This window comes from Bacillus sp. SA1-12, from assembly GCF_000981385.1.
Taxonomy (GTDB): Bacteria; Bacillota; Bacilli; order Bacillales; family Bacillaceae; genus Metabacillus.
On record NZ_LATZ01000018.1, the window covers coordinates 40824 to 61022 of the forward strand.

The 20199-nt window shown below is 36.2% G+C and carries 21 protein-coding genes; 10 read left to right on the forward strand and 11 right to left on the reverse strand.

Annotated features, from left to right (window positions below; genetic code table 11):
- Positions 1–302 precede the first annotated feature (302 nt).
- Positions 303–452 carry a small acid-soluble spore protein O gene (sspO, locus tag WQ54_RS12250; protein ID WP_046516938.1) on the forward strand — a complete coding sequence of 50 codons (150 nt, stop codon included), beginning with the start codon at positions 303–305 and terminating at the stop codon, positions 450–452.
- A 54-nt stretch (positions 453–506) separates the two neighbouring features.
- Here the strand turns inward: sspO and WQ54_RS12255 are convergent, their stop codons facing one another.
- The 4 genes from WQ54_RS12255 to WQ54_RS12270 all read right to left on the reverse strand — a co-directional run bounded on the left by WQ54_RS12255 (position 507) and on the right by WQ54_RS12270 (position 3484).
- On the reverse strand, positions 507–770 hold the full coding sequence (locus WQ54_RS12255; RefSeq protein WP_046516940.1) for a hypothetical protein: 264 nt from the start codon (positions 768–770) through the stop codon (positions 507–509).
- A gap of 157 nt (positions 771–927) precedes the next feature.
- Positions 928–1572 carry a hypothetical protein gene (locus tag WQ54_RS12260; protein WP_046516942.1) on the reverse strand — a complete coding sequence of 215 codons (645 nt, stop codon included), beginning with the start codon at positions 1570–1572 and terminating at the stop codon, positions 928–930.
- 58 nt (positions 1573–1630) lie between these two features.
- Entirely contained in the window at positions 1631–2524 is an 894-nt protein-coding gene (locus WQ54_RS12265) for a virginiamycin B lyase (protein ID WP_046516943.1), read from the reverse strand.
- A gap of 315 nt (positions 2525–2839) precedes the next feature.
- Positions 2840–3484, reverse strand: a complete 645-nt coding sequence (locus WQ54_RS12270; RefSeq protein WP_046516945.1) for an MBL fold metallo-hydrolase — start codon at positions 3482–3484, stop codon at positions 2840–2842.
- A gap of 306 nt (positions 3485–3790) precedes the next feature.
- On the opposite strand from WQ54_RS12270, the gene WQ54_RS12275 reads away from it, so the two are divergent.
- Both WQ54_RS12275 and WQ54_RS12280 read left to right on the forward strand, forming a co-directional pair.
- Positions 3791–3937, forward strand: a complete 147-nt coding sequence (locus WQ54_RS12275) for a small acid-soluble spore protein P (RefSeq protein WP_046516947.1) — start codon at positions 3791–3793, stop codon at positions 3935–3937.
- Positions 3938–4281: 344 nt separating this feature from the next.
- Positions 4282–4695 (forward strand): Hsp20/alpha crystallin family protein, encoded by a 414-nt coding sequence (locus tag WQ54_RS12280; RefSeq protein ID WP_046516948.1) that lies wholly within the window; start codon positions 4282–4284, stop codon positions 4693–4695.
- A 278-nt stretch (positions 4696–4973) separates the two neighbouring features.
- On the opposite strand, the gene WQ54_RS12285 is transcribed toward WQ54_RS12280, so the two are convergent.
- From WQ54_RS12285 to WQ54_RS12305, 5 genes are all read right to left on the reverse strand, one after another.
- Positions 4974–5189 (reverse strand): hypothetical protein, encoded by a 216-nt coding sequence (locus WQ54_RS12285; RefSeq protein ID WP_046516949.1) that lies wholly within the window; start codon positions 5187–5189, stop codon positions 4974–4976.
- Positions 5190–5377: 188 nt separating this feature from the next.
- A complete protein-coding gene (locus tag WQ54_RS12290; protein ID WP_046516951.1) occupies positions 5378–6055 on the reverse strand; it encodes a GntR family transcriptional regulator in 678 nt (225 codons plus the stop codon).
- Between the two features lie 179 nt (positions 6056–6234).
- Positions 6235–7566: a xylose isomerase gene (gene xylA, locus WQ54_RS12295; RefSeq protein ID WP_046516953.1), complete on the reverse strand. Its 1332-nt coding sequence runs from the start codon at positions 7564–7566 to the stop codon at positions 6235–6237.
- A 196-nt stretch (positions 7567–7762) separates the two neighbouring features.
- Positions 7763–8341: a DedA family protein gene (locus WQ54_RS12300; RefSeq protein WP_046516955.1), complete on the reverse strand. Its 579-nt coding sequence runs from the start codon at positions 8339–8341 to the stop codon at positions 7763–7765.
- Positions 8342–8511: 170 nt separating this feature from the next.
- A complete protein-coding gene (locus WQ54_RS12305) occupies positions 8512–8784 on the reverse strand; it encodes a spore morphogenesis/germination protein YwcE (protein ID WP_046516957.1) in 273 nt (90 codons plus the stop codon).
- A gap of 401 nt (positions 8785–9185) precedes the next feature.
- On the opposite strand from WQ54_RS12305, the gene WQ54_RS12310 reads away from it, so the two are divergent.
- Entirely contained in the window at positions 9186–10058 is an 873-nt protein-coding gene (locus WQ54_RS12310; RefSeq protein WP_231597518.1) for a formate/nitrite transporter family protein, read from the forward strand.
- A gap of 138 nt (positions 10059–10196) precedes the next feature.
- Here the strand turns inward: WQ54_RS12310 and WQ54_RS12315 are convergent, their stop codons facing one another.
- Positions 10197–11039 carry a tyrosine-type recombinase/integrase gene (locus tag WQ54_RS12315; protein ID WP_046516961.1) on the reverse strand — a complete coding sequence of 281 codons (843 nt, stop codon included), beginning with the start codon at positions 11037–11039 and terminating at the stop codon, positions 10197–10199.
- A 393-nt stretch (positions 11040–11432) separates the two neighbouring features.
- On the opposite strand from WQ54_RS12315, the gene WQ54_RS12320 reads away from it, so the two are divergent.
- Positions 11433–13106 carry a ribonuclease J gene (locus WQ54_RS12320; RefSeq protein ID WP_046516963.1) on the forward strand — a complete coding sequence of 558 codons (1674 nt, stop codon included), beginning with the start codon at positions 11433–11435 and terminating at the stop codon, positions 13104–13106.
- A 124-nt stretch (positions 13107–13230) separates the two neighbouring features.
- On the opposite strand, the gene glnA is transcribed toward WQ54_RS12320, so the two are convergent.
- Positions 13231–14595 (reverse strand): type I glutamate--ammonia ligase, encoded by a 1365-nt coding sequence (gene glnA, locus WQ54_RS12325; RefSeq protein WP_046516965.1) that lies wholly within the window; start codon positions 14593–14595, stop codon positions 13231–13233.
- Between the two features lie 518 nt (positions 14596–15113).
- On the opposite strand from glnA, the gene WQ54_RS12330 reads away from it, so the two are divergent.
- The 5 genes from WQ54_RS12330 (at position 15114) to nadD (ending at position 20194) form a co-directional block, all read left to right on the forward strand.
- Entirely contained in the window at positions 15114–15962 is an 849-nt protein-coding gene (locus tag WQ54_RS12330) for a VOC family protein (protein WP_046516966.1), read from the forward strand.
- A gap of 679 nt (positions 15963–16641) precedes the next feature.
- Complete coding sequence (locus WQ54_RS12335) at positions 16642–17421, forward strand: NUDIX domain-containing protein (protein ID WP_046516968.1); 780 nt, start codon at positions 16642–16644, stop codon at positions 17419–17421.
- Positions 17422–17453: 32 nt separating this feature from the next.
- On the forward strand, positions 17454–18005 hold the full coding sequence (locus WQ54_RS12340) for a cysteine hydrolase family protein (protein WP_046516970.1): 552 nt from the start codon (positions 17454–17456) through the stop codon (positions 18003–18005).
- 49 nt (positions 18006–18054) lie between these two features.
- Positions 18055–19533, forward strand: a complete 1479-nt coding sequence (locus WQ54_RS12345) for a nicotinate phosphoribosyltransferase (protein ID WP_156177911.1) — start codon at positions 18055–18057, stop codon at positions 19531–19533.
- A gap of 46 nt (positions 19534–19579) precedes the next feature.
- On the forward strand, positions 19580–20194 hold the full coding sequence (nadD, locus tag WQ54_RS12350; protein WP_046516974.1) for a nicotinate (nicotinamide) nucleotide adenylyltransferase: 615 nt from the start codon (positions 19580–19582) through the stop codon (positions 20192–20194).
- The last annotated feature ends 5 nt before the right edge of the window (positions 20195–20199 follow it).

The following is a 20199-nucleotide window of genomic DNA, read 5'->3' on the forward strand; positions in this document are numbered from 1 at the left end:
CCCCCTTAATAAGATCAAGATCGACTCTTGTCGAAGGATGGTACCCCATTTTTTAAATTTCACACATTTCAATCTTAATACAACTAGTAACATAAGTAAATAACAATGATGTTATTGATATGTATAAGTTTCTCTTATGAAAGCGTACCAGTTTTACTTTTTTACTATATCAAATTTTTAACTAAATAGCACCGAAATCTTAAAATTTTTTCTAAATTTTTTGATTCCTTTCGTTCATGCAAGCAACTGAATGGATATCACGCTCTTGACACATGATAGTTGTTGTAGGGGGTGAAGAACTTATGGCTAAACGCAAAGCGAATCACATTCGGGTCGGAATGAATGATGCGAGTGCACAAGGAATGGGTGCTGGCTATAATGAAGAGTTCCAAAATGAACCGCTGACAGCTGCACAAAGACAAAATAATAAAAAGCGTAAAAAAAATCAGTAGGATATAATGTTATCTATTTCCTGACAAAAAACGACGGTCCCCCGTCGTTTTGTTTTATACATCGTTTAAATTTAACTCATTTACAATTTTTTCAAGATCACTTTGGTATTGTTCAAGCCGCTTTCTTTGTGTTTCCGATGCATTTTCAAGGGCATTATTCACTTGTTGATAGGCTTCATTTACTTCTTCTGTTAAATGTTTAAGCTGTCTTCCGTAATCCGGGCTTTCTTTAACGATATTTTGATAGGCATCAATTGCTTCAGTAGCCCCTTGCTGTGCAGCTTGAAATGATTGTTGCTTGTCCTTATTATATGGCATAAAACTCACACATTCCTTTCATCGCAAGTATAAAACCATCTGTTAGTATGTCTGAACATGAAAAAAATATTCACCGATCTCCTTATGAATGATTTTAAAAAAACGCTGAAAAGAAGTGTTTATTTTTATCCCTTTTCTTTTATTAATCTTTTTCAGGTTACATTCCAATTTCACTAATACTGGTTTTTAGCTGAGCGAATCTTATCAATTTCTTGCCCATTACCAATATGGACAAACCAGTTCCCCACAAAATGAAAGCAGAACCAATACCTGTTAATGACATAAATGAAAGAATCTCGTGTTCCCCAAGTGTTATCTTCTCAGGAACAAACAAAAATGTAAGAATAGCCAGTAAACAAAGCAGTCCTCCTGTTACATAATACACTTTGACTTGAAAAAGATAAGCCAAAGGAAGAAAATATGCACCAACAATGAATGCGACAACAATCGGGATAAGTTCTGTATGACGAGCAGCTTGACAAATCACAACAGTGATAGCTATAGCCAATAACTCTGCAGCAAAAATGATGTTAAACCAGAAAAACGTTCGCTTCCCATACCTTACAGCTGTGGTTTGAACTTGATTCGGTAATTCCCGCGATGCTCGTAACAAAAAAACACCGCTAATATATAGAACGCTTCCTATTGCTACAGCAATGATTAATAACCATGGAATTCCCCAGCCTTGCAATCCCATAATCCCTGTGTATGCCCACAGAGTTTCGAAAAATGCCATAAAAAATATGCCAGATGCTGTACCGCGCAATGCGGCTTTAGGAATCGTACTTGTTGTTTGAGTCACCTTTTTCCCCCTCCACCGTTTGTCTTTCATCTAAGTAAGTGCAGTTCATTCCTTGGCACTACTTAATCATTGATAAATGACCTAATTTATTGCACTCTAAGGCAAACCATACTTCTCCATTTTTATCACACGAGATTCCATGTGGTTCAGCTTGAGGTGTAGGGATTTTATATTCGGTTATTTGGCCTTCTGCAAGGGAGAAATGTCCTATTTGATTTGCTCCCCACTCAGTAAACCATAATGAACCGTCAATCCCGGCAGTTATTGCGTGTGGTCGGGCATTTTCTGTCGGAAGTTCATATTCCGTTATCTCACCCGATAAGGTAATACGACCGATCTTATTCGATAAAATCTCTACAAACCAAAGGGCTTGATCAGGACCATTCGTTATTCCTACCGGTCCTGAATTTGAAGTTGGTATGACAAATTCAGTTACTTTGCCTGTTACCGTAATTCGCCCAATGGCATTGTTTTGATTTTCAGTAAACCACATGGCTCCATCATCCCCTAAAACGATAAAAGAAGGGAAAGCACCTTCTGATGGTACTTCATATTCATAAATCGAACCGCTCGATGTTATTTTGCCTATTCGATTCCCGCTCATTTCTGTAAACCAAATATCTCCGTTCAATCCTTCTGCAATACCATATGGGGCTGAATTTGGGTGGGGCAGCAGAAATTCTTCTATGACTCCTTGATTTGAAATTCTCCCTAATTTATTGCCTTTATTTTCTGTAAACCATATGTCCCCATTAGAAGCTGCAGTTAAACATAAAACTTGGGCGTCTGGTGTAGGGAGAGTAAATTCCTTAATATCTCCAAATTTATTTAAGCAACTTATTTTATTAGCTTTATGTTGAGTAAACCATACATTCTCCTTATCATCTGTTGCAATGCCATAGGGAGCTGAATGTGAACGTTCTATCGCAATTTCTTTTATCACTATATTCATGCCTGACTCCTCCTAAAATCTCTTTGCAAACAAAAAACTCCTGGACTCATTTCTGAGACAGGAGTCAATGTAAAGTACTTGGCAAAGAAAAAGTAATCATGACAGACTTCTCCTAACACAAGCAAATGTACATGATCTAATCCTACCTCAGAAATCATAATCGATATATCACTGGAACTATCCATCCACTGGCATAGAAGTATTTGATATCGACTATTCTAAAGTTCGGATTATTAAATCATGTACGCTTTCACCCTTCCATATATTGTTATCTTTATTTAATCACTCTAAAATCTTTTATGTCAATCAATATTTTTATTCATATTGCATAGTGACAACACCAGCATAATCAGACACATTTTCCTTTGAAATCTCCAATGTTATGACTTCGGTTATTCGCTGTCCGGATATCTGAAGAAACGTATCTACCTTTGAAAACATGAAGCCAACTACCGATAATGCCTTTGTTCTATAGTGCATAGGAATGGTAATACGGGGTTCAAATTGATGTACGACTTGGGCAGCTTCTCGTGCATTTAGTGTAAATGTTCCTCCTACGGGAATGATAAGAATATCTAGTTTGCCAATTTCATTCAATTGTTCTTCTGATAATACATGCCCTAAATCTCCACAATGGCAGATGGTTAAATCGTCCATTTGGAAACGATATAAAATATTTGGCCCCCTCTTCTCACCATTTACTTTGTCGTGAAATGTCTTAATTCCCCTAATTCTTACATCATCGCGGATGTATTCCTTCGGTTCATTAACAAGTAAGTAATCACCTGCTGCAGCTTGAATTTTATTGTGATCAAAATGATTATGTGTAATGGCAACAATTTCTGTTTCAACAATTGGCATTCGGTAGTGAATGAAGCGATAAAATGGATCGATAAGAACCCTGGTTCCCGCTTCAGATGTCAGTAAAAAAGCAGAATGTCCAAACCATTTTATTTTCAAACTAAACTTCTCCTTACTAAACAATGAATGATGGCCGTTTTAACCAATCAGCAAAAGCGAAAATCAACACATATGTGACGGAATATAAGTATGATAAGCAGGATCAAAAAGTATGTAAGGCAGGAATCATCGTTACAGGAATCTTTGCTCATAAAATCAAGTCATGTGTAGCATATTAATAACAGTCAAGCAAAAGTCACTATTACCTAATAATTTCATTTCCAGACCTTACATTTAAGTATATAGTGGCAAGGCATTTTTTAGTAAAAATCCAAAAGATGTTTCAAGTTATGTGGAGGTATTGCCATGACAAACAAAAATACGAGCAAAGATATGCGTAAAAATGCACCTAAAGGAGATAATCCTGGTCAGCCAGAACCGCTGGATGGGTCTAAAAAGGTGAAGAACGCGAATCATACGCGTCAGAAGCATAATAGTGGACATGACATGTAGAGGCTTAAAAGGCCTCTTTTTTTTTTCATTTTTGCTGAACTTTGGATATCACATATCAGAACTGAAGCACTGGAGGTACAAGTCAATTAAGTTGCGCGGTTTGATTGCCAGGACCCAGCGTCTATAAAAGCTAACCAAAATTGAATGGAAGACAAATCACCATTTTATTCTTATTCAGCTTATTTACCCCTCCTGTTCAAGAGCTTGCCCCTTTATACTTCATTTATATCAATTTACTTGCTATAGGACAGATTCCTTTCACCAAAAAAGCAATCTTGAATACCTTATAGTTTAAAGGGGTTCATTACATTTTAGAAGTTTCCGTTCTATGGAGGTCAATTTAAATGAATATTAGAAAGTGTTCAAATCCAATGAATATTAACGGGATTGAAGAATGGATGACACAGTTTTTTATTGATCCATTCACAAGCTTACTGGATGAGCACACATTTCGCGTCGATCTTTTTGAAACGAATGAGGAGTTTATCATTGAAGCAGAGATAGGAGAAAAACAAAAAGAAGATATATCCATCACTGCTGAAAAAGAAATCATCACTATAACCGTTCGTTCTGAATCTGACCCGAATCAAAACGAACAAACATCAGAAGACTTAACAAGGAACATTACTTTCCCCATTATGATTGAAGAGAAAGACATCCATGCCATCTTTAATAATGGCATTTTAGAAATAAAAATCGCTAAAAATACTGATTGTATTGAGAAGCGAACAAACATCGCCATTGAAGATGGAGAATAGACATCGGCTTATCGCCTTCAAATGGCGATAGCCTAGATTCTTTTCTTCTTAGTTATAAGCAAAAAATGACAGCGAAAGGCCACTGTCATTTACTCTTCAGCGTGATATTTTGACTGTTGATTATGAACATTTATCGTAATACGTTTTAGTTCTTTTCGGCCGCATTGTAAACAAGCCTCATTCTCATCATTAAGCAACATACAGTTTGAACAATAATATTTTTCCATATAGAAACCCCTTTTTCTACACTATATGATGAAAGGGATTGTATGTTGCGTTTATTCAGCAAGATGTTCAAAACTATTATGATAAATTTTATTTAATTGATCTATTTTATAGATAAAAAATTCATGATCTGAATATTCGTCCAAGCGATTTTTTTCTATATACTCTTCTTGAGCACTTTTAGCTGCCTCAAGTGTTGTAAATATACCAAGTATATTTGAGCTTTCTCCACATTCGGCACAGCCAAGATCTAACACAACATAAAACATGTTAACACCCTCTAAGATTTAATATCAAAACTATAGCATGATTCCATTATAAATTTCTACTAAAGAGCAAGTTCTGATGCATGTGAACTAACCCTCAGCGTATCGGAAAAGATTCTCACCATATAAAAGAGGCTTCCCGAAAGTGAAGCCTCTTACATTCGAAAGGTTTTGTAATCCTTCGCAAACTCCTATTTAAAATAAGTTGGATAACGCTGTTTTATAAGTTCCTTTTCAATAACAACCAGCCGCAGATGCTCTGTCATCGCTTTTTCTACCTGATCCGGTTCATTATTTTTAACCAATTCAAAAATTTGTTTATGCTGTGAAATAATGATATTCCAATCTGGATTTGAGGAAAGACGCAATAAACGAAGCCGTTTAAAATGACTGCTCATTTGCTGAAGCATGTTCCATGTCCTTTGTTTATTACATGCATCATATAAGATTTTATGAAACTCATCATCTAATTCAAATAACTTAATATAATTAGCCTTTTTTTCACAGGCTTCTTGCATAGTAATATTAACTTCCAATTGAAATAAATCATCTTCAGATAATTTTTCACAAGCTAATCGAACGATTGCTTTCTCAATATTTTCTCTAACAAATCGAGATTCCTCCACATGGGCAAGGTCAATGCGTGAAACAAACGTTCCTCGCTGCGGATATATCTCTAAAAGTTCCTCTTGCGATAATTTCAAAAAAGATTCCCTCACTGGAGTTCTGCTTACCTTAAGCTGATCTGCAATTTCTTTCTCGGACATTTTCGTTCCGGGTTCTAATGTTAAATTGATAATTTGCTCTTTTAATGTTTGATAGATATAATTGCTTGTTGAACCACCGCTTCTACCATCAAATAATACCAATGCTTCACCTCATTCACACACCGCTCTGATTATGTATTTATGCTAGTATGGTAATTTATCATTTATTATAGTGGATAGGCTATCGTGATTCAATTTATATTTTCTGTTCATCATTCATAAAAAAGAGGATAACTTTAAGAAGGTCTTCTCTTCCTTAAGTCATCCTCTTTGGATATTATTTAAACAGTAACATTTGCTAATGTTTCTAATAAATATTGATTTACTAATGCCTTTAATCGTTCTTGACGGCCAGATTCGTTTTTAATTTCACCTAATTGTAATGCATACTCCTCTAATTTACGGAAGTCTGCTTTGCCTTCAACGATCTCAAGACCAATGCCTTCTGAATAGCTGCTGTAGCGCTGCTCAACGAATCCATCTAAAACATTGTCTTCAATCAGCTTATTAGCTACTTTTAATCCAATAGCAAAGCTATCCATACCTGCAATATGTGCGTGGAAAAGATCTTCAGCTTCAAATGAACCCCTTCTTACTTTTGCATCAAAGTTAAGTCCGCCTTTGCCTAAGCCGCCATTTTTCAAAATTTCATACATAGCAAGAGTTGTTGTGTACAAGTCTGTCGGGAACTCATCTGTATCCCAGCCTAATAATGTATCTCCTTGGTTTGCATCAACAGAACCTAACATATTGTTAATGCGGGCAACACGTAATTCGTGTTCGAATGTATGTCCTGCAAGAGTAGCATGATTCGCCTCAATATTAAATTTAAAGTAATCTGTTAAATCATATTTTTGCAAGAAAGCAAGACCTGTTGCTACATCAAAATCATATTGATGCTTTGTAGGCTCTTTCGGTTTTGGTTCAATTAAGAATGGTGCATCAAAACCAATTTCTTTCGCATAATCAACCGCCATATGGAAGAAGCGGGCAAGATTATCCTGTTCCAACTGCATATTTGTATTTAACAGTGTTTCATAGCCCTCACGGCCGCCCCAGAATACATAATTCTCTGCACCAAGTTCTTTCCCAATCTCCAAGCCTTTTTTAACCTTTGCAGCAGAATAAGCAAATACATCAGCATTGTTCGAAGTTGCTGCTCCGTGTACATATCGCGGATGTGTGAACATATTAGCCGTGTTCCATAAAAGCTTTGTTTTGCTTGTGCTCATATATTCCTTAATCATTGCTACAATTGTATCTAAGTTTTGATACGTTTCTTTTAATGTTGCTCCTTCAGGTGCGATATCTACATCATGGAAGCAGAAGAAAGGAACGTTCAGCTTTTCAAATAATTCAAATGCTGCTTCGACACGAGCTTTAGCTAAATCCATTCCTTGGAGATGATTCCATGGGCGGATGGCTGTTCCAACGCCAAATGGATCTGTTCCATCTGCTGTAAAAGTATGCCAATATGCAACAGAAAAGCGAAGAATCTCTTCCATTGTTTTTCCGTTAATGACTTCTTCTGGATTGTAATACTTAAACGATAATGGATTTTTTGAACTAGCACCTTCATATTGGATTTTATTAATCGTTTCAAAATAAGCCATGTTTATTCCTCCTGGACATTGTATGTTGATTGGTCATTAACAACCTGCTTGTTATCGCTTACATCAGGTAGATTGTTAATATTTAATTCTTATAGATATAGTACCATCATTTACTTAGTTTGTCTATCGGATAAACAAAGTTTTTTTCTTTTTTATTACTTTTTTTATGTTTTTTCACCCATAGAATATAACGGCCTTAATTCGGACTATTTTCGGGATTTTTCTTAAACCGGTAAACTAGATAAACAATCAATCCTAGCGCCAGTCCGATTACTAGGTATTTTTGAATACTCGTAAATAAATCGATAACCGTTTTAATAATCCCGGCTCTCCCAAGAATAAGCATAAATAAGACCCATGGGAGAATTCCGATAAAAGTAAGCACCCCATATCTCCAAGGGTTCACTTTTATCATTCCTGCAAAATAAGAAATATAATTTCCGACTCCTAAAATTCGCGAAAGTGAAATGGTCCATTCCCCATATTTATCAAACCATGCCTTCGCTCTTTTTATTTTTTTCTCATATTTTTCTTGTTTAAGATTATCTTGTAATTTTAATCCTATGAAATATGGAATATAGCTAAAAATAGTATAAACGAAGCTGCCTGTTATTGTTAAAATAGCGACCATTCCCCATGAAGGTTTTAATAGATATCCATAAGTTAATACAAAAAGCACTCCTGGAAAAGGAAGTGATGATGCCTCAAGGGCCAGTCCTAAAAACAATCCCCAAATTCCAAGGCTATTTAATGTAGTAAGTATAAATTCAAACATACAATTACGTCCTTCCATCCTGGAATACAATTTTATAACCCAATAGTATTCTATTCCCTCATACGGAACATTCTAATCCTCTTCTCACCATCCTATATAAAAAGAAAAGCGAAGCAGGAATGAAACTTGCTTCGCATACTAACGTTACCGAATGAAAAAATCATGTTTATTTAATAATCTCTTATATTTCTCATTTTCTTATTAAAGAATCGTTTTACAAAAACATGGTAGATCGTTAAGTGTGCGATGACGACATTCACTACAAAAGTGAATCCAAATAGGTAATGTCCTAATTCACCTAAATCCATGTTTATATATGTGAGATAGACCCCCCACATTGCGGCAACTACTGGAATATGGAGGATGGCTAATGTTCTCCTTTCCTTCCAAAGAAACAATGGAGTCGTACTCGAAACTAGTAAATAGGTGAAAAATACATCCATTATATTCAACTCCTTTTTTTACATCTTTTGCTAATGTTTTCAACGAATGTACTAATTGTTTACCCTCTGCAATTTTCTAGTAAACTTTTCCTCTTTAGTATGGCTCGTTTTCAACTTTTTTCACTTTTAGGTGACCTTACCAAAAATGATTACCTTTATTGCATGACAGTCCAGCCTGCAGATTTTAGCTACTGACGCTCATCTTGAGCGGTGATCTGGAAGCCTTCTCAACGCATTGACATCTTTAGGTCCTCTTGTCCAGTTCCTTTCTGAGAGCCTCACGATACATTCCAATCAAATAAAACAAAATCAGCAAAGGGCTTTGAGCTAACTATCTTTATAAATTGTAGGTTTACGGTTTGTAATCAAGGGGAACTGTTTTTTTAAAAACGATGGTGAATATGATGAATAAAAAAAATGAAAATTTAGAGCAAGATCATCTATATCCTGATAGACAATATTACTTCCCAGAACAAATTATCGAATCATTTATTTTGAAAGGGAAAGAAACACAGCAAATGACAAAACGCTCCCAATTCATCCTTTCAATCATGGCAGGAGCGTTTATATCCTTTGGCGCACTCGCTTCCGTTTTAATGTCGGCAAATATTAAAATTGACGGGTATTATAACCTTTTATCCGGAATCGGTTTCGCTATGGGGTATGCAATGATTTTTTTATCAGGTTCTATCCTGTTTACAGAAATTAATGTTTTACTGCCAAGCTATATTCTATATAGCAAATACTGGCTTAGTAAAAAGGTGTTACGATTTTGGCTTGTTTGTTATCTTGGAAATTTTCTAGGAGCCCTTTTTGTTGGTTTTTTACTTAATCTATCAGGTTCATTAGATAAAGAGTTTTATGAAGGTCTACTCGGCTTTATGAAGAAAAAAATGCAGTTTACTGAGCGAGGAACATGGGGTTGGTTTCAAGTTCTCTTTTCAGGGATTTTAGCGAATTGGTTGATTGGTATGGCTGCCGTTCTAGCAACAGCTGCCAGAGATGTTGCCGGGAAAATTTTAGGCATATTTCTGCCGGTTATCATTTTTGAAGCAGGGAATTTCCAACATGCTGTAGCAAATATGGGGTATTTTAGCATTACCGTACTTGAAGGATTTACATACAGTTGGTCAGAATTAATTTTCTTTAATATCATACCCGCTTCCATTGGAAATTTAATCGGCGGCGGCATTTTAGTTTCACTGCTTCTATCTTTTGCTTTTAAAGAAAATATAGACGAGCATGTGCTTGATGAGGAATCAGATGATCACTAACATTTTTAAGAAGCATATTGATTGATTTCTTCATCGGGTGTCTCAAAAGATTGCTATTTCAACAAACTTTTGAGACACCCTATTTATCGTCCATAAAAGGTTCCCTGCACACTATGACAAAGCACCCGTGTGTATCTTTTATGAAAAAGCCCGATCAATAGCATTCTTTAAATTTGGCTCTAAAGCGCTGGCATATCTTTTTGTTACATTAATATCTTTGTGTCCTGCCAATTTCGCTACAGTTTGGATATCGATCCCTTTATTAATGAGTTTTTGACAAAACGTGTGCCGTAATTTATGTGGGTTTACATTGTATTTTTGCAGCATATATTGCACAGCTCTGGTTGAGATCCGTTTATGAGCATTTGAAACAAATAATGCTGATTGATTGGTGCTTAGTGAATAAATATATTTTTTCAAGTGATTCGTTACTTCTTTCGATAATGGAATGATTCTCTCAAGCTCCCCTTTATTATTTTTCACAAAAAGGGTTCCTTTTTTATTGTTTATTTCAATATCCTCTACATTTAATGCACATAATTCTGATATTCGAATACCAGTGTACAAAAGCGTATAGACAATTGCTATATTTCGAAGATTACCTTCTAATTCAACCTCTAATAATAATCGCTTTTCCTCTGTTTCTTCCAGAGAATCAGGAATGTCTGTGTCTTTTATTTTTTCCTTTTTATGAATACCGGTAATAATTTCAGATCTCCCTAAATAGCGGGAAAAAACACTAATGGCTGCAAGATATTTTTCGATCGTACCTGCACTTTTTTGCTGTTCTTCTAAATGGTTCATATACAATTGAACGTCATTCGCAGAGATCTGATTCAGGCTTGAGTCCTTTTCATGTAACCACGCTTGAAACTTTTCTAAAATCCCTACATAGGTTTTAACTGTACCTTCAGCTTTACCTAGTTCTTTTTGCCATTCTGAAAACTTTTCTATGACGTTTGTTGCGCTAGTGTTGTTCATTTAACCACCGCCCTATCTTTAGAAAAAGTACGATTCTATTTATTATTATAAAGGAAGAATTCATCTAACTCAACTTCTGTGAAATTCGATTCATTTTACATTTTAAACAACTAGTGATAATGAACGATAAATAGGGAATACTATACTTATTTCAAAGATAAGCAGGTATAAAAGATTATTTAGTGTTAGTGTCTGGCTTCTGGTGCCATCGGCGAAGCACATGAAGGACAAGTGCAATGATGGCAATTGACGTACCGTTTTTGCCAGTCGCAAGGATCTAGTCAAGCAGGAATTAGAGGTAATAAAGAATACCTTCTATCCTGTTCGCCATAAGCTTGTCACCTAATACTTAACGCCTTATGCTTTTCTAATTACATATGGGAGGATATCATATTGAGTACAAATAAGGAGATATTATCCATTTTTGCTTTAGGCGGGGTAAATGAAATCGGAAAAAACATGTATGCAATCGAGTATTCAAACGAGATCATCATCATTGATTGCGGTTCCAAATTTCCAGATGAAAGCCTGTTAGGTATTGACTTAATTATCCCTGACATTACCTACTTACTAGAAAACAAAGATAAAATCAGAGCTTTAATTGTTACACATGGACACGAAGACCATATTGGCGGAATTCCTTACTTCTTAAAAAAATTAAATGTACCTATTTATGCGACTCGATTTACCTTAGGTTTAATAGAATTAAAATTAAAAGAACATAAACTGCTGCGAGAAACTGAACTGATTCAGATTGATTCAGAGTCAGCCCTTGAGTTTGAAAAGGTACGCGTAAGCTTTTTTAAAACAAATCATAGTATTCCCGATTGTTTAGGGATTGTTTTCCATACACCTGAAGGGAATGTCGTCCATACCGGAGATTTTAAATTTGATTTAACACCTGTAAACAATCAATATTCTGATATTCACAAAATGGCTGAAATCGGCATGCAAGGTGTATTGGTTCTATTATCTGAAAGTACGAATGCAGAACGAGCAGGCATAACCCCATCAGAGCGAATAGTAGGCGATCATATCGAAGAAGCTTTTATGAAGGCAAACCGAAAAGTTATTATCTCTACCTTCGCGTCCAATATTAACCGTGTCCAACAGGTAGTTGATGCTGCTATAAAAACAAATCGAAAGCTGGCATTACTTGGTCGGAGTATGGTCAATGTCGTGGATGTTGCGATCCAGCGCGGTTATTTAACGGTTCCTGATGATATGCTGATCGAACCGCATGAGATTAATAAATTAGCCCCTGAAAATGTAGCGATTCTATGTACTGGTAGTCAGGGAGAACCGCTGGCTGCACTTGCACGTTTATCCAGCTCAAGTTACCGCGATGTCGATATCTTGCCTGGAGATACCGTCATATTAGCAGCTTCGCCAATACCGGGAAATGAGCGAAACGTCTCAAAAATCATCGATAATCTCTTTTCCCTTGGAGCGAAGGTTATTTACGGCTCTGGAAGCTCAACGAAAATGCATGTTTCCGGGCATGGATATCAAGAGGATTTAAAGCTTATGCTTACCCTAATGAAACCGAAATATTTCATCCCAATCCATGGTGAATTTAGAATGCTGCACCAGCATCGTCAATTGGCCGAGTCTGTTGGCGTAGAGAATGGAAATACTTTTATTATTAGCAATGGTGATGTCGTTGATATTGAACATCTGGAAGCGCGGCAAACTCGAAAAATACCTGCTGGAAATACCTTTGTAGATGGAGTTGGTGTTGGAGATGTCGGCGATATCGTTTTACGGGACCGCAAACAATTGTCTGAAGATGGAATGCTTGTCATCGTCGTAACGATAAGTAAGCATGAACGAAAAATCCTTACCGGCCCGGATACAATTTCGCGCGGCTTCGTCTATACTAGAGAGTCAGAGGATCTCTTAAAAGATATAAATCGCCTTGTGAAAACAACGATAAACGACTTGCAAGATGATCGTATATACCAATGGAATGTTATGAAGCAAAAAATTAAAAAGGCAGTCGGGCAATTTTTATTTGAAAAAACGAAAAGAAAACCAATGATCCTGCCAATTTTCATTGAAATATAAGACTGTCTAAAAACAAAGGGTCTGACCCCTCTAACACTTTATTCAGGAACTAAATAGTTAGTCATCCCATAACTAAGTGTTTGTTGGAAGAGTCAGACCCTTTTTAGACATCTAATGTTATCAATTAGAATTTTGCTTGATAGTTTGTTAATTCCCAAGTGTGTACAGCAGTACGATAGCTGTCCCACTCAGCTTTTTTAGCTGCAACATATTCACCAAATACGTGGTCGCCTAATGTTTTACGGCCAATTTCACCGTTTTCTAATTCAGCAACCGCTGCTTCTAAGCTTCCTGGAAGGTTTTCGATACCTAATTCAGCACGACGTTCTTCAGACATATGGAAAATATCGTCGTTAATAGAAGCTGGTGCTTGTAATCCATTTTCAATTCCATCAAGACCTGCTGAAGCAATAACAGCAAATGTTAAGTATGGATTTGAAGATGGATCTGGACAACGAAGCTCAACACGAGTTGCCATGCCTTTTTTCGCAGGAATACGAATCAATGCAGAACGGTTAGATGCTGACCAAGCGATATAGCAAGGCGCCTCATATCCTGGAACTAAACGCTTATAAGAGTTAACAAGCGGATTAGTAACCGCTGCAAAGCTTTTAACATTTTCAATTAAACCAGCAATAAATGAATATGCTTCTTGTGATAATTGCAATTCGTCAGTTGGATCGAAGAATGCATTCTCACCGTCTTTAAAGAATGACATATTAACGTGCATGCCGGATCCGTTAATTCCAAATACTGGTTTTGGCATAAATGTTGCATGCAAACCGAATTTTTGTGCGATTGTTTTAACAACCCATTTATATGTTGTAGACATATCAGCTGCGCCAAGAGCATCTGCATATTTAAAGTTAATTTCATGCTGGCCTTCTGCTACCTCATGGTGAGATGCTTCAATTGTAAAGCCCATTGCTTTTAATGCACGGTAGATTTCTAAACGAACTCTTTCACCTAAATCCTTTGGTGATGGTTCGAAGTAACCGCCGTTATCACCTAATTCCATTGTTGGATTTCCGTTTTCATCTGCTTTGAATAAAAAGAATTCTAATTCAGGACCAACTGAGATGGAATAGCCTTTATCTGCAGCGCGTTCAACAGTCTTTTTTAACACATTGCGTGTATCACCTTCAAAAAGAGTTCCGTCCGGGTTTGCTGCTGAACAAAGGAAACGCGCTTCTGAATATCCTTCTTCAACTGTCCAAGGTAATACTGCAAACGTTGCTAAGTCTGGAATTAAGTATAAATCTGATTTATTGATTGGCGAAAAACCTTTTACTGAAGAACCATCGAACATTTGCTTTCCTGCAACAACATCATCAAATTGATCAACAGTTACAGTAATATTTTTAAGAATCCCTTCAATATCTACGAATTGAAGATGTATAAGTTCTACGCTTTTCGTTTTAATTGTCTCTTTAATTTGAGAAAGAATTTCCGTATCATTTTTTTGATTTGAAATAACCGCTTCAGCCATGTTAGATAACCTCTCATTCAATGTCGATTTTTATAACATGGGTTTATTATATTTAAAGATTGTAAATTTGACAAGTGTTTTTCTATTAAATTTTCTGTATTTTTATAAAATTATCTAGTAAAGCGTTTACAAAATCCCAAACCATTTTCCTTTGCTTTATTTTGTTACTTTCTCTTTTTCTATTGTCTATTAAAACTTGTTGTCAATTACTGGTTCAGGATCCCCTCTATATAGGGAGGAATCCCTTATCCGCAAGAACTCTTGCGACGTCCCTACTCTTCCATTTAATAGAGATCGCTTCTTATACATAACACTGCATTTCAATATTACAGGGAAATCAACAATTTTTTTACCTAACTTTTATATTAGAAAAGAATGGTTATATATAAATACCCATGCATTTTTATTCATTGCTGCTCTATTAACAGAGATATCATTAATTTCTTGACGTAAACAATTTACTATTATATACTTACTATCAAAAAGTAAGTTTATTATTTTTAGGGAGGTCGCTATCCATGAATTTTCATCGCCAACCGAACACTTATGTAAGTGAAGTTCATCTTAAAATCAGCCATTTAGATCAATCGATACAATTTTATAAAGAAATTATTGGTTTAAAAATTCTTACGAAAACCGATAAAGTCGCACATCTTACAGCAGACGGAAAAACAACGCTAGTCGTTCTTGAGGAAATCAATCACCCTATTCGAAACACAGGAAGAAAGACTGGATTATATCATCTAGCTCTTTTGTTGCCAAATCGAATGGAATTGGCAAATGTCCTTTATCACCTGCTAAAATCGGGATATCCCCTTCAAGGGGCATCTGATCACCTTGTTAGTGAGGCCCTTTATTTAGGAGATCCTGATGGAAATGGGATCGAAATTTATGCTGATCGTCCAGAAGATACTTGGAAAAAAAATGACGGTACCATTGAAATGGCCACCCATCCGCTTGATGCTGAGGATTTATTATCCCAAAGGAGCAGTGAAACTTTTATTGGCTTACCATCTGAAACGATTATGGGCCATATCCATCTTCAGGTCTCATCTATTCAAGAATCAGAGGAATTTTACCAGGCACTAGGGTTTCGGGCAGTAAATCGGTACGGACATCAAGCTTTATTTATTTCAACTGGGGGTTATCATCACCATATCGGCCTAAATACATGGCAAAGTGCAGGAGCATCTGCACCAACTGAAAATGAAGTTGGCTTAAAAACATTTACCATTACATTTCCAAGTGATGAAGAACGAAAAGCTTCTATTGAAAAACTAGAAAAAATAGGCGCAAAAATTTCTCTTGAAGATAACCAGCAAATAACATTTGATCCATCTAAAAATAAAATCATTTTATCAATATAAATCTCTGGGCTGTCTAAAAGAGTTTATTCCATTTAGTGAATGTTCCGTTTTCAGGTGCTTTCTTAATAAAAGACATAAGAAATGACGTATGAATTGGCATACGTCATTTCCTTTATTTATCAAAGAATTTGGAGTTATTAATGATTATTGACATAGCAATTGACATCTATTTTTATGACGGACATTAAGTATTGTACAATTAAATTAAAAAGCAATTAAATCCCTCACTAATGAGGGGCATATCCTATTTATCTTGTGCAAGTTCTTTTCTATTGGGAGCAAGTGGCGGCTGTTCTAACCACTTGTTTTTCACCATAATATCGAACCAGTTTTTGGTCGTTCCTTCACTGTGGCGAGTTTTGCTTTTATTATTACCATTTTCAATGGCAAAGCTAGTGTCATTTCGGCACGATTTTTCGGAAAAGCACCTCAAAACGGAACCATTTATCCATCTAGACAGGTTTTTTTATGTCAAATAATTTCTTCCATTAAATGAAACAATAAAATAATCCCTCCTCCCTTTCATCGGCAGAACCCCCTTCCTAACACCCAAATTAAATTTCAATGTAACTTTCTCCCTATTTTTAATAAAACCTGTAGACTTTGTGCAAAATTTAACATATAATGCAATTAACAATTAACATTTTGTTAATTAAAAGAAACCAAATAGGAGCGTACCATGTCTAATAAAGAAACATTAGAACAATATGATCACAAACAATTTCGAACACCTGATGGGTACACCTCTGATATTGCTGTTTTCACGATTCTTTCTTCTAAAGTAAAAGAATTTAAGCCGCCGCAAATGGCGTTAATGCTGATGCTTATTAAAAGAGCGAAATTAAATGCTGAGGGGCACGCAAATATTGAAGCAGGAAAATGGGCATTACCTGGCGGATTTGTTCAACCAAATGAATCAGCATTAGAAGCAGCAAAACGAGAACTTGAAGAAGAAACGAGCGTAAATAGCATTCATATTAAGCATTATGGCGTCTATGACCAACCGGGCAGAGATCCTCGCGGCTGGATTATCTCAAATGCACATTATGCGATAGTACCTGAGCATGAGTTAGCTAAACGCAGAGCAAATGATGATGCAGAAGATGTAAAACTTTTTTCTGTTGATGAAGTGCTGTCGCTTGATTTAGCCTTCGACCACCGCCAAATTATTGAAGATGCAATCGCAGTTATCAAGCACGACTTATTGCAGACAACGGTTGCAAGGAATTTTTTACAGGATCATTTTACGTATTCTGAATTACAGGCTGTTTTAAAAACAGTCACGAATGACCCTGCTATTACGAGTGATCAGGCTTTCTCAAGGAAAATAAAAACACTTCCTTTTATTGAAGAAGTTCCGGGTCAAAAAACACAACGAACATCAAAGACTCCTACACAACTCTATCGCTTTACAAATGAAATGAATATCGTAAAACCGATATACACCGCCAGATATTAACCAATCTGTTGGACACTAGGAGGATTAAAACGATGAAAAGAGCTTTGATAAATATTGATTATACGGTTGATTTTGTCGCGGATAATGGTGCCTTAACATGTGGAAAACCGGGTCAGGAGATTGAAGAACACATCGTAAAGTTAACAAATGAATTTATTGATCATCAAGAGTTTGTTGTCTTTGCTATTGATGTTCATAATCAGGGAGATACCTTTCATCCCGAAACTACGTTATTTCCTCCTCACAATATCAAGGATACAGAAGGCCGCAAGCTTTTTGGAAAATTAGAACAGGTTTATCAACAAAATAACCAAAAAGAGCATGTTTATTGGATGGATAAAACACGATACAGTGCTTTTGCGGGAACAGACCTTGAGTTAAAACTTCGGGAACGAGGTATAACAGAGCTTCATCTTGTCGGTGTATGTACAGATATTTGTGTTTTGCATACAGCTGTTGATGCTTATAATAAAGGATTTAAAGTGGTTGTTCATGAAAAAGCAGTAGCAAGCTTTAATGAGCAAGGCCATAAGTGGGCGTTAACACACTTTAAAACATGTTTAAATGCTACAATAATTGAATGAAATAAGAACATTTGAGAAATATGATTTTTAGCAGGAGGATTCAAGGATGATGAATACCTATAATGATGATAGCTTGGCACTTCACACAGATCTTTATCAAATAAATATGACAGAATCTTATTGGGAAGATCATTTACACGACCGGAAAGCGGTATTTGAAGTTTATTTCCGAAAGCTTCCATTTGGAAATGGCTTTGCTGTTTTTGCCGGACTTGAAAGGATCATTCAATACCTTCAAGATTTTCATTTTAGTGAATCAGATATTGACTATTTACGGAATGAATTAGGTTATAAGGACGACTTTCTATTATATTTAAAAAATCTTCGCTTTACAGGAAATGTCTATTCGGTGATCGAAGGTGAAATGGTCTTTGGCAATGAGCCGATTATTAGAATTGAAGCTCCATTAGCGGAGGCACAGCTGATTGAAACAGCCATTCTGAATATCGTAAATTACCAAACGTTAATTGCTACGAAAGCGGCGAGAATTAAACTTGTTGCCGGTGAGGATACTGTAATGGAATTTGGCACCAGACGAGCACATGAATTGGATGCGGCCATCTGGGGTACGAGAGCAGCATTTATAGGAGGCTTTGATGCAACCTCAAATGTCAGAGCAGGTAAATTATTTGGAATCCCTGTTTCCGGAACGCATGCACATGCATTTATTCAAGCTTATAAGGATGAATATATTGCCTTTCATAAATATGCTCGACGTCATAAAAGCTGTGTGTTCCTTGTTGATACGTACGATACATTAAAGTCAGGCGTCCCTAACGCCATCAGAGTTGCAAAGGAATTGGGCGATCAAATTGAATTTAAAGGCATTCGCCTTGATAGCGGCGACTTAGCCTACCTATCTAAAGAAGCAAGAAAAATGCTGGATCAGGCAGGTTTCCATGATACAAAAATAATCGCTTCCAATGATTTAGATGAAGAAACAATGATTAACCTTAAATCACAAGGAGCAAAAATCGATATATGGGGAATTGGCACCAAACTGATTACTGCCTATGACCAGCCTGCATTAGGTGCCGTTTATAAGCTTGTTTCGATTGAGGATGAAAACGGACAAATGCTTGATACGATTAAAATAAGCGGCAATCCTGAAAAAGTGTCCACTCCGGGCCTAAAAAAGGTTTATCGGATCATTAATAGGTTAAACAATAAATCAGAAGGTGATTATATTACCCTCTTCCATGAAGATCCTGAAAAAGAAGGAAAAATAAAAATGTTCCATCCTGTTCATACATTCATCAGCAAGTTTGTCACTAATTTTGATGCAAAAGAACTCCATTGCCCCATTTTCCAAAATGGCAAACTTGTCTATGACACGCCAACGATCAGGCAAATGCAAGCCTACACGATGGAAAATTTACAATTACTGTGGGATGAATATAAGCGCGCCCTTCATCCAGAGGAATATCCTGTTGACCTTAGCCAAGCGTGTTGGGATAACAAAATGAAAAATATTGAAGAGGTTAGACAAAAAGTGAAAAAGATGATTTCAAACCGTACAAATGAATGATCAGTAGACCTGCGTTTTTTCACGAAATAATTCATGGAGGTTCACTATGGGGAAAATCGGTATTTATGGATCTTCCTTTGATCCAATTACAAACGTACATCTTTGGACAGCAAGCACAGTCAGACATCGCTGCAAGCTTGATAAAGTGATTTTCTTACCATGTTCAAGCAAACGAAAAGACAAACAAATGCAAACAGAGGACATTCACCGGTGGAATATGCTGCAAATGGCGATAGAAAATAACCAGGCTTTCCTTGCTGATGATTATGAAATGAATTTAGAAGCATGGAACATATCGACTTATGAAACATTGAACTATTTTAAAAACAAATACAAACATGATACGATTTATTTTATTATGGGTGCTGATCTACTAATTGATATCGGTAAAGGAAAATGGGGAAATTCAACCCTTCTTGTGAAGGAAAACAAATTTATTGTCATGGCTAGAGATGGCATCAATATGCTCAAAGCAATCAGCGGCTCCCCTATTTTACGGAATCATGATGATGGAGAAACTTTTCATTTAATTGATAAAGGGCTTGCCATGGAGATTAGCTCCAGCTATATTCGTGAGGAGCTTTCGCTTGGCGGAGAACCGCGTTATCTCTTACCAGAATCATGCTATAACTATATTAAAGAGCATTCATTATACCAATAGGAGGA